This is a genomic window from Micromonospora sp. WMMD729 (assembly GCF_049315225.1).
In the GTDB taxonomy this organism is placed as follows: Bacteria; Actinomycetota; Actinomycetes; order Mycobacteriales; family Micromonosporaceae; genus Micromonospora.
This window is the reverse complement of record NZ_CP186059.1, coordinates 1,018,572-1,032,262: the sequence shown is the minus strand read 5'-3', so window position 1 is coordinate 1,032,262 and position 13,691 is coordinate 1,018,572. Positions and strand designations below refer to the sequence as shown.

Below are 13,691 nucleotides of genomic sequence, written 5' to 3'. Positions count from 1 at the left end.
GTTATTCCGGTAGTTCCTCTGGCTCGACCGGTGTCAGGTGAGAGAACGGGCCTCCGCTCGTCTTAGGCGCTTCCCAGCGCGGCCAGTACCGGTTGTTGACGTAGAGCACGTGCAGTGAGTCGAGGGCGCGGTTCTCGATCGAGTGGGTCGGAAACCACATGCCAGTGTTGTGGATTTCGCGAATAGCGACCTCGCCGAGACCCTTCATCGGCACTTCACGCTGATCCACTAATTCGAAGCGCTGCCAGTCAGGTTTCAGGGAACCATCGGGCTGTTCCACCATCTCTGGGGGCAGTACCTCGTCGAGCTCGCGGTCGCCCCAGTCGGCTGCCGGCATGACAATCGTCGACGAAATTACCTTCTCGGTGTCCGCGGGCTTTACTCCTGCACATCGAGCCGCCAGTGCGACCGGCGCGCCGAAGACCGACACGTTGTACCGCAGCGAGGTGCCTGCGTAGCCCACGATGACTCGACCTGACGCGATGCCGATGTGAGGGCCAAAACCATGCACGTCATGGCGGCTCATCGCCGCCGCTGCCTGGACCGCGTCTTCTAAGGGATCCTTCGACCCGAACTCATCCGAGAACACCACCATGACCTCGTCACCGATGTACTTGTCGACGATGCCTGGACGCCCGTGGAGAGCCTCAGCGGTGATCCACGCGAAGAAGTTCTGGACGTAGACCAACGTCGCCGCCGGGCTCATGTCCACGGTGCGGGTCGAAAAGCTGGTGATGTCGGCGAACAAGACGGTCGCCTCAATCTCACGTCCCTTTACCGGGAACTCGAAGCCCCAGCCGTCATCCAGGACACCGTCGACATGGTTCACCGTGGAGGCAAGGAAATCCTCCAGCGAGTGGAAGCGCTGCTCGATTGTCACGGCGAAAGCGTAAGCAGTCACCAACCGATGTGGACATCCTTCGAAGAGTCACGTCTACCACATCACGGAGAGTAGTCGCATCGCGTCGTCGCCTTGAATCATGCCCACCCCCATCGCCGGTGCCGTGCCCGCCGATAGTAGAAGAGCGATCACGGACCTCACGCACAATCTCCAGGTAGCGGCCGAGGACTCGACATCCGGGGGATCCAACGGCCCTTAAGCACGAAGCATGCTCACCTTTCCGCTCCGCCTGCTACCTGGCTGGAGCGGAGACCGGCACGAGGGGACGTAGCTTCCCGCAGGCCGACCTCATGCGCTACCCGAGCAGGGCGCTGCTCTCGCACTGACCCCGAAACGTCGAAGTTCACGCGGTGCGATCACACTGGTCACATGAGCAGCCCAGCGGTGACCGCGCGAGAATGGGTGGCGTCCCGCAGCTGGGACCGGTTTGTCGGGAGCCCAGAGTCCGCGGTCCTGGACGTGAAGTCCGGCGTCTACCCGCTCGACGATCCCGCCGGCGCCGGCGAGCTGATCAAGGACGTGGCCGCGTTCGCGAACAGCCGGGGCGGGCTGCTGCTCGTCGGATTCGGCACACGAGTCGAGAACGGTCGCGAGATCATCGATGAGCTGAAGCCCGTCCCGGCGCACCTGGTCGATGTCGATAGGTATCGCAAACTCGTCCGCGACCGCGTTCGACCTCTCGTTCGTGATCTCAGCATCGACTTCTATCCCGTCGATGACGAGCGCGGTGTGCTGGTCATCGACATCCCCTCGCAACCCGAAACGGCCAAGCCGTTCGTCGTCCCTGGACCCGACGGCAGGAAGACGCCCACGGCGGTCGGTGTCCCGATCCGGGATGCGGACGCGACCCATTGGCTGACTCATGATGGTCTTCAGCGGCTGCTCTCGACCGGCTGGAATGCCGTGGGCGGCCCACGAGCGGACATCATCGACGCGTTGAACAAGGCCGTCGCCGCCGCAGTCCCCGCGTTCCCGAAGCCTGCCCACCCCGAGGTGGGCGAAGGTGCCGGACGTCAGCGCCGGAACTTCACCACCGCATACGCCGCCGGAGGCGGACAGACTGCCCTCGGGTACCCGACGAAGCCGGTCGCCGCGGTTGGCCCCGGCCTGATCCAACCGCTCGCCGGCCGCGACGGCGCGCCCGGTCCAGTAATGACCGTGTTGCCTGACCGAGGGGGCGCGGTTGTTCCGGGCGAAATCTGGGAAGACCTGTGCGAGGCGGGCAACGCCGCCGACACGGAGACGACCATCAGCAACGTCGGCCTTCCCTCGGCCCCGGCCACCACCTCTCTGCTGATCCGCGCCGACGCGCAGACGGTCGAACTGGAGGGCGGCCGGTGGGGACCCGGCCGGCTGGCCCAGGTGTCGCCGGGTGGGCGGCTGCTGTGGCGGCCGCACACCAGCTGTGACTTCGAGATGCACCACAACAACTTCGCGACCGGCGAACTCACCGAGCTGTACCTGCGTGCGGTCCTCGACGTCACCTGGCAAAGCTGGAAGTACAGGCCGCAGTCGCTACCGGTCGCGGTCCGGCAAAGGCACCGCGACCTGCTCACTAAGTCCGGCCTCGCCGCGCACATGTCCAGGGTCGTGCACCGCCACACAGAGGAAGTCGTTGCGCCGGCGTGGAACCTGGCCAGCGGCCCCGACAGCAATCACTCAGCCATCAGTTCCCACGTCCGGGCACAGATCACCCCGCCTGACGGCCCGCCGGTGGTGACCGCGAACTCGGTGCTGCAAACCGGCAATTGGCGTTCTCCGTCGTCGGTCCTGGCCACCGTTGACCTGGGCACTAATCTTCGACTGCTCCCGAAGCTGCACCGTCCGTTGAACCCGGGCAGTATGCAAGCGATGCGTTCTCGCCTGTCGATCGTCGACCTCGTTGACTCTCTGGTCGCGATGTGGGAGACCATAGTCTCGCTGCCCGAGGCGCTGGAGCCCGACTTCATGAGGCTGCCGTACGCGGCGCCCCCGTTCGTCGTCTTCTACATCCACGCCGGAACGGCCGTGCGCGACGCCGGGGACGAGGGCGTCGCCCGCCAGCTGAATCTTTCGGACGTCCTCGATCTCACCCCGCTCGGCGACGGCCCACACGATGTTTTCCGGACGCAGACGGGCCTACGCGTTGTCGGTCCGTTCGAGCCAGACCGCGCTGCCCGCCAGCGCGTGGTGGTCGACAGCCTCAATGATCTGGCCCTCAGCTGGGGCTTCCTCACCGCTGATCTGAACGGCTTGCTGTCCAACTGATGCGGACCCACCCGGGACAGACCGCAATCTATACCCCCGGCAGCCTCACAACCGCGTCGGCCTGCCCGGCAGGCGCCGCGTTTAAGACGTAGACGGACCGTGGCCTCGGCACCGGAACGACGTGCGATGACAGCGGCATGAGAAAGAGCTCACGGACTCGTTCGCCCACAGAGGCGGCAAGTCGCCGTGACTCGAGACGTCTGTCATAATTGGGGAATGCCTGAGCAGATTAGCCGCGACCACCACACCGTGCCGAAGCTATATCTGCGTGGCTTTTGCGGAAGAAAGAAGCTCGACAAAGACATTCTGCTAGCGCGGCATCGAAACGGCACGGAAGAGCGTATGCCTATCAAAAAGGCAACCGTCGAAGTAGATTTCTACGATGTCGGCGAACTCGGTCAACCTGATGATTCCCTGGAGGAATGGTTCTCGCGCTCCATCGAGAGTCCAGTCGGGGACATCATGTACGCACTTCGAGACGGAGTCCTTCCGCCTCCGGGCCCAGACCGGGCCACGCTTGCCACTTTCGTCGCGACCCAGATGGTCCGAACGGTGGCTGTCCGCCGCACGATGCAAGACGTGAACTCCCACATGGGCCCGTTGATCTTCGCGAGCATGGTGCTTCAACGTGCCATCGAGATGGATCCCGCAGTGAAGACGAGGGGGGATCTCACTGCCATGCATCACGACATTGCGAAGCGCACCCCGGAGGTCATGCGCAGGACTGACACTCCGTCGATGCTCCGGACCATGGTTCGGGAGGCGGACAGGATCAAGCGCCTCCTGCTCAACATGCACTGGCTGCTGACCTCCTCGCCGGATCCGGTGCTGGTTACAGGTGACGCTCCCGTGGTCACGGTCAGCGCAACCGGTGAACTCGACTTCTCTAGCCCGGCACTCCTCCCGGATCTACACGAAGTGCACGTGCCTATCACGCCCTCGCGGTTGCTCACAATCACTCCCATTCAGCCACTGGCCGCCACACCGACTGACTTGACCATTGAGCAGGCTGCCCTTGTGAACCAAGCGATAGTGCGCAATTGCTGGGACATGCTGCTGCGCCCGCCTATGATGCCATGGCCGGCATATCTCGTTCTCCCACGGCAACGGCCCAGCATCAGGAAACCTAGGATTGCGGTTCGAGCAAACGACGCCGGATCGCCCACTCCCTTGTCCTTTCCGCCAATAGTCGATGCAGCCTTGGCAGAGGCCCTGAAAATTCTCGGCGGAGATCCCGACCCTTTCGCCTGAACTGACCACTATTATGCGCGAATTGGCCGGAACAACGCACTCTCTTCGGCAGAAGCGGATACTCCATACGGTCGACTTGCTTGTCAGGGTGTCGGACCACGGTGGTCCGTGCGGCATTCGCTTGCCGCGGTCGGCCTACTTTCGACTTATCGGGCATAGTTTGCCCGCAGGAGGAATTTCGATCAACCGGTGACGTGCGGTGGCCGCCGAAACCCGCCACACACTCTCGTGCGGCCAGCGCTGGTGAAGCAGGTCGGCGGTGGTGACCGCGACCAGCGCCCGCAGCGGCCGATTCATGAGGTCCGCCAATAGGTTGGCTTCCCGGGCGGCGTCGTGGGCAATGACCAGCACCGCGCCGACCGGCACGACCGGGTCAGTACGCCGGTACCCGGCCAGAACAGCGCCGAGCCCGGCAGTCGACCGCTCCCGTTCGCCGATCGCGCCACCGACCGGCCCCGGGTCGACGTGCACCAGGAACCGCAAGCACCGGCCGTCCTCCAGCCACACCCCGTACCCGTCAGCGCGCAGATGTCCCAGGCCCCGCTCGCGCAGCCACACCGACGTGTCCAACGTCGTCAACCACTGGAACAACCCACACCGGCCCGGATCACGCCATGAAGCCTCCAGCAGCGGCAGGAACAGCAGGTAGTGCGCCGCACCCCAGTGCCGCCGACCGAAACGCAATGGCACCGGCCGCCGCGATGAAACGAGATCCCGGCTGAGCAGGTCGATGCCCTCCCCGGTGATCCGGTACCACCAGGCGTGGGCCCGGTCCTCCGCCGCCCGCTCACGGCCCACCAACCCAGCGGCGTGCAGCCAGGCGAGGTCCCGGTGCGCCGTCAACCGCGGCACCCCCGCCACCACCGCGACGTCACTCGTGGTCGCCATGCCGTGCAATGCCAGGAACGACAGGATCCGCCACCGCCGCGGTGTCAGCTCACGACCACCGGCCACCCATCGATGATCCCCCACCCCGCCGACGCCCCGCCATCCCGCTGGCGCGGCGGCACCCGGAAGTCCCGCACCCTCAAAACGAGGTTTGTGAGACGTTTTCCATGATCACTGTTCACCAAATCAGCCGAAGAGCCCACGACGAAAGACTCACAACCGGCAAACCGCAACCCACCAAGGTCAGCCCACCTCACGGAGCCAAACCCATCCGAGGCACCACCCGAGCCGACCCGAAGCCACGAGACGAACCAACCCGGGAACCATCGACAGCCGCGATCCGGCCGTCCGACCACCCCGCGCGCCGGCAGCCACCGACCGGCGTTCCCCGGCACCCCGCCGCGTCCCATCTATAGCGCCCGGGTCCACCAACGTCGCCCCGGTCCGTCGGCTCCCGAGCACCCACCGAGACACCGATGCCCGCCCATAGACGCGAAGAAGGCCCCGACCCGGTGTGAACCACCAGGTCAGGGCCTTTCTCGTTGGTGCGCCGCCAGGGACTCGAACCCCGAACCCGCGGATTAAGAGTCCGCTGCTCTGCCAGTTGAGCTAGCGGCGCTCGCTGACAACGACGAGCACGCTAACACGCCCGCCAACGGTCTCTCGGACCGGCCGGCCCCCGCGCTCAGTGCGCGGGGTTCGGGGTGTGCGGCAGTTTGCCGAGTTGCTTCCAGTTCGTCTCGGCGACCTCGACGCCGTAGTGCTTGGCGGCGGCGAGGATGTTCTGGAAGGCCAGGTCGCGGTCCTTGTCGGTGACGCCCTGCACCTGGTCGAAGCGGGCGATGGCGTTGCGGACGTGACCCGCGTCGGTCATCGGCTCCTTGCGCTTGCCGGGGAAGGCGAAGACGGTCTCCGGCAGCTCGCGCTTGTCCTTGTCGGTCAGGCCGCCGTGCTTCTCGTGGGGCTTCCAGGTCGACTTCATCACCCAGCATTACCCATTTTTCGTCCAGACGTACGCCCGGACCGGCTTGATTAAGAGTGTTTAAAGACCCTGTCCGGCACGCGCGCCGAATGCCTACCATACGGCGGCCCGTGACCGTTTGGGTCAGCCTGTCGTCAGTCCGTTGGGAGTGACCCGTGTCGTACGAAGGCCCACCGCCGTCACGTCATCGTCCCCCGGGGTGGGCCACCCACAAGAGACTGAGCGTGGCCGCAGGGGTGGCCGTCGTGCTCGTCGTCGCGGCCGGGGCCGTGTACCTGGGCAACGGCACAGCGCAGCCCGAGCCGTCGAACGCGGCCAACGCCCTCGGATACCCGTCGCCGTCGGCCGGGCAGGCGGAGTCGTCCGGACCGGCGGTGTCGACCTCCGCCACGCCTTCGGTCTCCTCTACGCCGTCGACCGGCGCGACACCCTCGACCGCTGCGGCGCCGAAGACCCCCGTGACCGGCTGGGTTCCGGTCGACCGTGCGGCCTGGAAGGCGCAGGCCGACGCGTACCGGGCGCTGAAGATCGACCCTGTCCCGGCCGGTGTCGGTGATCTTCCAGAGTTCCGGGCGGACTGCCAGTACAGCCACCGGCTGCCGGATGACCCGATCGTCGCTCCCGGTCTGCCGGGCGCGTCACACATGCACTCCTTCGTCGGCAACAGGGCCGTCGACGCGGACACCGTCGCCGGGGACCTGACGAAGTTCACGGCCACGTCCTGCAAGCCGGTCCAGGATCACTCCGCGTACTGGGTGCCCACGCTCTATGACAACGCGACCGGCAAGCCGGTCGAGACCACCGGCTTCCGGGTCTACTACCGCTCACTCGCGAAGAACTCGACCGGCCAGATGCCCATGCCGAACGGCCTGCGCATGATCTCCGGGGACGCCACGAAGAAGAAGCCGACGCCACGCGGCGCGACCGGCCAGTTCTACTGCGCCTTCTACGGTCCCGGCGACCTCGACGGCATCGCCCGCAGCACCAACGGCAACTGGCCGATCTGCGGTGGGACCGCCACGCTGCACTTCATGCTCCAGTTCCCGGATTGCTGGGACGGCAAGCACCTGGACAGCCCCAACCACAAGGACCATGTGGCGTACGGCAGCGGCAACACCTGCCCGACCAGCCACCCGGTGCGGATCCCGGCGATCACCTTCGACATCCAATACCCGGCCAAGGGCACCCCGGCGGGCTATTACCTCTCGTCCGACAAGGCGGGCAAGAGCGCCTCGTCGATGCACGGCGACGCGTTCGTCATGTGGGACGTCAACACCATGAACAAGCGCACCAAGAACTGTGTCCTGGGACGCCGGACCTGCGACAACTACGGCTACCAGAAGTAACCGGGGCCAGGCCCGTGTCGGCCTGGCCCCGGGTTACCGGCGGTGATCAGCTACGCAGCGTCCACCGCTGGTTGGCGCCACCGTTGCACGACCAGAGGATGATCTTCGTGCCGTTGGCGCTGGCCGCGCCGTTGGCATCGAGGCAGAGCCCGGACTGACCGTTCGTGATGGTGCCGTTGCTGTTGATGTTCCACTGCTGGTTCGCGCCGCCGTGGCAGTCCCAGATGATGACCTGGGTGCCGTTGGCCGTGCCCGCTCCGGACGCGTCCAGGCACTTGTTGCCGTACACCATCAGTTGCTTGCTGGAGGTGGCGGTCCACCGCTGGTTGGCGCCGCTGCCGCAGTCCCAGAGCTGCACCTGGGTGCCGTTCGTGGTCGACGAGTTGGGCACCTCGATGCAGCGGCCGGACTGACCGCCCACGAGCTGCCCGCCCTGCTGGGTGCCGCCGCCGCTCTGCTGCCGGACGATGGAGGTCGACTCGGCCGACCGGTTGCCCTGGGCGTCGACGACGTAGAGGCGGTACTCGCCCTGGGTCGCCGGCACGGCGATGGACGTGGCGTCACCGTTCGCCCTGGTCATCGTCGCCCCGGCGGTGAAGGTGGTGGTGCCCAACGGTGCCAGCCAGACGGACCTGGTGGCGTCGCCGGTGCTCCGGATCGGGATCGTCGCCGTGGCGCTGGTGACGTACGTGCTGGCGGGCAGCACGTAGTTCGGCGCGGAGAACCTGCTGGCCGGGATGATGTCCCGGTAGGCGTCCTCCAGGCCGGAGTTCGCCGCGATGCCGTACGCCGCCGCCGGCCAGACGTAGTCGGAGGAGACGAGGATGTCGGCGACCGTGCTGTTCGGCAGGTTCTTGTTCGACACCTTGTTGATCGGGCCGTAGATCTGCGTGATGCTCAGGTCGTGCTTCCGGCCGAAGTCGTCGGAGTTGATCATCCAGGTGACGTTCTTGTCGATGCTCAGGACGTTGTCCCGGAAGGTGATGTACGCCGAGCCCTCGTCGGGGTGGAGTCCGTACTTGTGGCCCGAGGGCACGCCCTGGAGGTAGTTGTTGGTGATCGTGGTGCCGGGCTGGCTGCCCAGTGTGTAGATGGGTGCCGTGTCGCTGAGGCGCTGGACCGTGTCGATGATGTGGTTGTAGCTGATGGTGTTGTTCCGCGCCGTCGTGGTCGGCCGGTTGGGCGCGATCGAGCCCGACGACCCGTCGAAGTTCCACCAGCCCCAGCCCATCGTGATGCCTGACCAGGGGGACTTCTCGATCCGGTTGCGCTGGATCGTCAGGGTGTCGACGAAGTACGCCGAGATGGGGCTGTGCCCGTTGAACAGCACCGCGCTGTCGTACAGGTAGTTGTTCTTGATCTCGATGTTCTTCGGCAGCCCCTCGACCTGCGGGAGGTACTTCTCCCGGTTGCTCGACGTGCCGTCTCCGATGAAGACGTGCTGGGGATGACCGACGTCGATGGCGGAACCGGCGACGTCGTTGGTGTAGTTCCCGATCAACTGCGAGTTCTGCACGTCGTTGACCATGCTGATGCCGTCCGCGCCGGTGTGCTGGACCCGATTGCGTTGCAGCAGGATCCCGTCGGCGTTCTGCACCTGGACGATGCCGGGCGTGACGTCGACGTTGCGGTAGTAGTAGACGTGGAAGTTGCCCTTCGCGTACGCCTGCGCGCCGAGGTTGCCCTGCTGCGCCTGCTTGAAGGACGAGCCGGCGACGTTGAACAGGTTCCAGTCGGAGTGCTGCACGGTCAGGCCGGAGAACGTGATGTTGCGCGCGTGGCTGCTGGTCGAGGTGCCGGCGACCCGCAGCACGGTGGTGACGTTGTTCGGCGCGTAGACCGACGCGGTCGTCATGTCCTCCGAGCTGGCCTTGTAGTAGTAGACCGTCTGGGTGCCCTTGTCGAAGTAGAACTCACCGGGCGCGTCCAGGAACTCGTACGCGTTCATCAGCTTGTGGCTGCCGTTGATCTGGGCGTTGCCGTTGAACGCGCCCTGCGCGATGGCCGCACCCGGCTGCTGGAACAGGGCGACCCGGTTCGAGCCGTCGGTGGTCACCTGACGGACCCCCACGATGGCGGTGGTCCAGGTCGTGCCGGTCTCGATCTCGATGTCGTCCTGGTTGCGGGGGATGGCGGGGAAGTCGTTCTGGCTGTACTTCGCGCCGTCGCACTGGGAGCCCGACTCCCACGCCCAGGACGCCTGACCGGCGGTGACGTTGTACGTCCCGTAGCAGCCCGCCGAGTTGACCGTCTTGGTTGCCATCTGCGCGCGCTTGTCGTTGACGTAGAGCGTGCGCAGCTTGGTGCTGCGGTTCAGCGGCGCCTTCCAGATGTTGCCGCTGTGCTGGGTCCACCCGGTGACCGGAACGCCGCCGTCGAGGACCGGCGTCTCGCCGGGGTAGGCGGCGTAGCTGATCCGGTACCCGTTGGTGCCGGAGTCGCTGGCGCCGAACTCGACGGTGCTGGTGACCGGATATCTGCCGCCGCGCAGGTAGACGTTGATGTCGCCGGACATGTTCGCGTTAACAGTACGGACGACGTCCCGGGCGCGTTGCACCGTCTTGAACGGTGACGCCTGGGTGCCCGCGTTGGAGTCGTTACCGTCCGGGGCGACGTAGTACGTGGCCTGGACCGCGGCCGAGGCCGGCGTTTGACTGATCACCACGGCCGGCAGCGTGGCGGCGACGAGCGCCGCCGCGAGCAGGGCCGTTCGGGTGGTGGATACGGCTGATCTCACGTGCTGTCCTTTCTCACTTGTCGTCGACGTGGTGCCTGGGACGTGCATCGAGCGACGAGCAGGGAACAGCGACGCCACCGAGGGTCGGCGGGGGACGGGGATGCCGCCCCACCGCACTCTTTTGCCAATCGCTACGAAGTCTTGGGCGGAGCGTATGTCAGACGTGTGACGAATGCAATACGAGATTGGGTCCCATCTATGTCTAAAGCACTATTAAAGCCGCGAATCAGGCACAGGGCACGAAGCTTGATCGTCGATCATCTGATGAATCCGGAAACGGCTCGGGCCGGGGCGCACCAGCACCCCGGCCCGAGCCGTCCGGATCAGCGCAGCGAGAAGTCCGCCAGCCGCAGTGGAGAGTCGAACACGAGGTAGACGTCGTGGGTGCCGGCGGCCCGGGCCAGTTCGGCCCGGACGCTGACGTACCGGTAGTCGTCACCGGTGCTCGGCACGGTGGCCGTACCGAGCAGTCGGCCGGTGGGCGAGCCCAGCCGGACCTGGATCGTGCCGGTGCCCGCCGTGGCCTTGGCGACCCGCGCCGAGAAGGTACGGCTGTCCGGGCGGAGGGCGGACTTCGCGAAGGAGATCCACTGACCGGCGGCGGTGACGCCCACGGCCGTACCGCGTACCTTCGTCTCGTCGACGAGCCGGACCCCCGCGTACCCGTCGAAATTCTCGGCGCGGGTCGTCCGGGACAGGTCCCGGGCCGGGATCATCTCACCGCGCACCGCGACCGCCGTCCGGGCCCGGACGTCCCCGGCGCTCGCGCCGACCATCAGGTCGTACGTGGACGACTCGACCACCCAGCGGCTCCGGGTGACGTCCCAGTTCGCGAGGTCGGCAGCCCGCACCCGCAGCGTCACGGTACGGGTCTGCCCGGGGGCGAGCTGCACCCGCTCGAACGACTTGAGCGCCCGGATCGACGTCTTCACCCGCGAGGTGCGTTGGTGGGTGTAGAGCTGGACGACCTCGGAGCCGGCGCGGGTGCCGGTGTTGGTCACGTCGACGCGGGCCGTGATGGTGCCGTCCGCCGCGACCGACCGGGCGTCGGCGCGGAGCTGGCCGTACCGGAACCCGGTGTACGACAGCCCGTGGCCGAACGGGTAGAGCGGCTTCGCGCTGCTGTAGAGGTAGGTCTGCCCGGACGAGATGATGTCGTACTCCAGCAGGTCGGGCGGGAGTTGTCGGTCCGAGCGGTACCAGGTCTGGGTGAGCTTGCCGGACGGGTTGCGGTCGCCGAACAGCACGTCCGCGACGGCGTGGCCGGTCTCCGCGCCCGCGTGGGTGGTCCACACGATGGCCGGCACGTGCTCCTGCTCCCACCCGATGGTGACCGGGTAGCTGGTCTGGAGCACCAGCACCGTCCGCGGGTTAGCCTTGGTCACGGCCTTGACCAGCGCCTCCTGGCTGGCGCTCAACGCCATCGAGGTACGGTCGTGCGCCTCGCGCCCGTTGATGAACGGGTTGCTGCCGACCACCAGGACGGCGGTGTCGGCCGCCTTGGCCGCCGCGACGGCCCGGTCGACCCCGCTGCTGATCACCTCGCGCTGGAAGTGGGTCGCGTCCGCGGCGGTGGACGCGCCGAGCTTCAGGGCGCCGTCGTCGCCGACGGTGAGGTAGGTGTTGACGCCGAACCAGCTCTCCGTCGTCTCGTAGCCGGCGTAGCGCACCGCGACCGTCCCGTCGGCCTGCGGTTCCAGCGAGAACTGCTGCTGGACGTACCAACCGTTCGGCTGCTCGTCACGGGTGACGAACGGCCCCCAGTTGTAGCCGAGGTAGCGGCCGTTGGCGGCGTTGCGCAGCGTCACGATGTTCTGTCCCCAGTCGACGCTGTCGAACTGGGCGGCGAGCGAGGCGTCGGTGCCGGTGACGGAGACCGGGTCCGCGTCGGTGGTACCGGTGGCCGTCAGGTACCGGCCGGTGGACGGGTCCTTCAGGGCGATGCGGTCCGCCCCGTCGAGCCCGTCGACGCTGGCCGAGCTGCCCAGCCGCTCGCGGATGCCGTCCAGCGCGGTCACCTGGTACGGCAGGTCGGCGCCGTACCAGTCGGTGTAGAGGGTGTCGGCGAGCGGGCCGAGCACGGCGACCTTGCGGGTCCGGGCCGGGTCCAGCGGAAGGGCCTGCCGGCTGTTCTTGAGCAGCACCATCGCCTCGCCGGCGGCCTGACGGGCCAGCCGCTGGTGTTCCGGGCTGTTGATGACGTCCGGGGTGATGCCGCCGTACCGGCCGCCGCCCGGGTCGAACTCGCCGAGGCGGAAGCGCAGGTTCAGGATCTCGGCGATCCGGGCGTCGATGTCCGCCTCGGTGAGCAGGCCGCTGGCGAGGGCCTGCTTGATGGCGGTGACGGTCGGCTGCGCGTTGGTGTCGTCGGTGATGAAGCTGTTCACGCCGGCCTTGACGATCGCGGCGTTCCCCTCGGCCTGGGTCGGGTAGTACCCCTGCGAGGCGACGAGGTTGTTCGGCGCCCAGGCGTCCGTCACGTTCATCAGGGGCTGGTCGGTCCAGCCCCGTACCACCGTCGCCAGGTCCGGGTCCACCGTCGCCGGACGGCCATTGACCAGGTTGTACGAGGCCATCACGCCGGTCGCCGCGTCGGCGGCGATGGCCGGCTTGAACGCGGCCCGGTCGTACTCGTTGAGCACCCGCGGCGGGACGTTCGACGAGGTGACGTCGCGCCGGACCTCGTTGTTGTAGGCCAGGTAGTGCTTGAGGGTCGGCGCGCTCTTCAGGTGGTCCGGGTCACCGCCGGTCATCCCCGAGCCGTACGCGGTGGAGATCTTCGCGGTGAGCAGCGGATCCTCGGAGTAGCCCTCCTCGTTCCGACCCCAGCGCGGGTCACGGAGCAGGTTGACCACCGGCGCCCAGAGGTTGAGACCCCAGACCCGCGGGTTCTGCGCGTGGTAGCCGCGCGCCTCGTCACCCACGGCCGAGCCGACCCGCTGGATCAGATCCGGGTTCCAGGTGCTCGCCATGCCCACCGGTTGCGGGAAGGACGTGCCGCGGGCCTTGACCACCGCGCCGTTGTTGTCGATGTCGGTCGACCAGGCGACGCCGTGCAGCGCCTCGGTGCCGGTCTTGAACAGGCCGATGCCCAACCGGGGCACGGCCGGCTGGTACTGGTGCAGCCAGGAGATCTTCTCGTCCAGGGTGAGCCGGCCGAGCAGGTCGTCGACCCGGACCTGGACGGGCAGGCTGGGGTCACGGAACGGGTAGGCGGGGTCGGCGTGTGCCGTGCCGGGAACGGTCGGCAGGGCGAGCAGGGCGAGCGCGAGCGCGGTGATTCCGCGCCTAAGGCGCCACTTCCGCATGCGGTTCTCCTCATGTCGTACGACAGGCGCG

The 13,691-nt window shown here is 67.0% G+C and carries 7 protein-coding genes, 1 tRNA gene and 1 pseudogene; 3 read left to right on the top strand and 6 right to left on the bottom strand.

Going from position 1 to position 13,691, the window contains the following annotated elements; all coding sequences use genetic code 11:
- Nucleotide 1: 1 nt before the first annotated feature.
- A complete protein-coding gene (locus tag ACN263_RS04795; RefSeq protein ID WP_422738622.1) occupies nucleotides 2-880 on the bottom strand; it encodes an adenylate/guanylate cyclase domain-containing protein in 879 nt (292 codons plus the stop codon).
- 390 nt (nucleotides 881-1,270) lie between these two features.
- Between ACN263_RS04795 and ACN263_RS04790 the strand changes: the two genes are divergently transcribed.
- Nucleotides 1,271-3,148 (top strand): helix-turn-helix domain-containing protein, encoded by a 1,878-nt coding sequence (locus ACN263_RS04790; RefSeq protein WP_422738621.1) that lies wholly within the window; start codon nucleotides 1,271-1,273, stop codon nucleotides 3,146-3,148.
- A 216-nt stretch (nucleotides 3,149-3,364) separates the two neighbouring features.
- Nucleotides 3,365-4,399, top strand: a complete 1,035-nt coding sequence (locus ACN263_RS04785) for a DUF4238 domain-containing protein (RefSeq protein WP_422738620.1) — start codon at nucleotides 3,365-3,367, stop codon at nucleotides 4,397-4,399.
- Nucleotides 4,400-5,227: 828 nt separating this feature from the next.
- Here the strand turns inward: ACN263_RS04785 and ACN263_RS04780 are convergent.
- The 3 genes and pseudogenes from ACN263_RS04780 to ACN263_RS04770 form a co-directional block, all read right to left on the bottom strand.
- Nucleotides 5,228-5,287: pseudogene (locus ACN263_RS04780) on the bottom strand (MarR family transcriptional regulator); the annotation flags it as partial.
- Between the two features lie 543 nt (nucleotides 5,288-5,830).
- Nucleotides 5,831-5,906 (bottom strand) — tRNA-Lys (locus ACN263_RS04775).
- 66 nt (nucleotides 5,907-5,972) lie between these two features.
- Complete coding sequence (locus ACN263_RS04770; RefSeq protein ID WP_422738619.1) at nucleotides 5,973-6,269, bottom strand: DUF6582 domain-containing protein; 297 nt, start codon at nucleotides 6,267-6,269, stop codon at nucleotides 5,973-5,975.
- 224 nt (nucleotides 6,270-6,493) lie between these two features.
- Here ACN263_RS04770 and ACN263_RS04765 point away from each other — a divergent pair, with 224 nt between their 5' ends.
- Complete coding sequence (locus tag ACN263_RS04765) at nucleotides 6,494-7,615, top strand: DUF1996 domain-containing protein (RefSeq protein ID WP_422738618.1); 1,122 nt, start codon at nucleotides 6,494-6,496, stop codon at nucleotides 7,613-7,615.
- A 46-nt stretch (nucleotides 7,616-7,661) separates the two neighbouring features.
- Here the strand turns inward: ACN263_RS04765 and ACN263_RS04760 are convergent, their stop codons facing one another.
- Both ACN263_RS04760 and ACN263_RS04755 read right to left on the bottom strand, forming a co-directional pair.
- Entirely contained in the window at nucleotides 7,662-10,352 is a 2,691-nt protein-coding gene (locus ACN263_RS04760; protein WP_422738617.1) for an RICIN domain-containing protein, read from the bottom strand.
- Between the two features lie 323 nt (nucleotides 10,353-10,675).
- Nucleotides 10,676-13,660: a glycoside hydrolase family 3 C-terminal domain-containing protein gene (locus tag ACN263_RS04755; RefSeq protein WP_422738616.1), complete on the bottom strand. Its 2,985-nt coding sequence runs from the start codon at nucleotides 13,658-13,660 to the stop codon at nucleotides 10,676-10,678.
- Nucleotides 13,661-13,691 lie beyond the last annotated feature (31 nt).

Coding starts and splice junctions, on each gene's coding strand:
- ACN263_RS04770 (WP_422738619.1), bottom strand. CDS start 6,269: ATGAAGTCGACCTGGAAGCCCCACGAGAAGCACGGCGGCCTGACCGAC.
- ACN263_RS04755 (WP_422738616.1), bottom strand. CDS start 13,660: ATGCGGAAGTGGCGCCTTAGGCGCGGAATCACCGCGCTCGCGCTCGCC.
- ACN263_RS04785 (WP_422738620.1), top strand. CDS start 3,365: ATGCCTGAGCAGATTAGCCGCGACCACCACACCGTGCCGAAGCTATAT.
- ACN263_RS04790 (WP_422738621.1), top strand. CDS start 1,271: ATGAGCAGCCCAGCGGTGACCGCGCGAGAATGGGTGGCGTCCCGCAGC.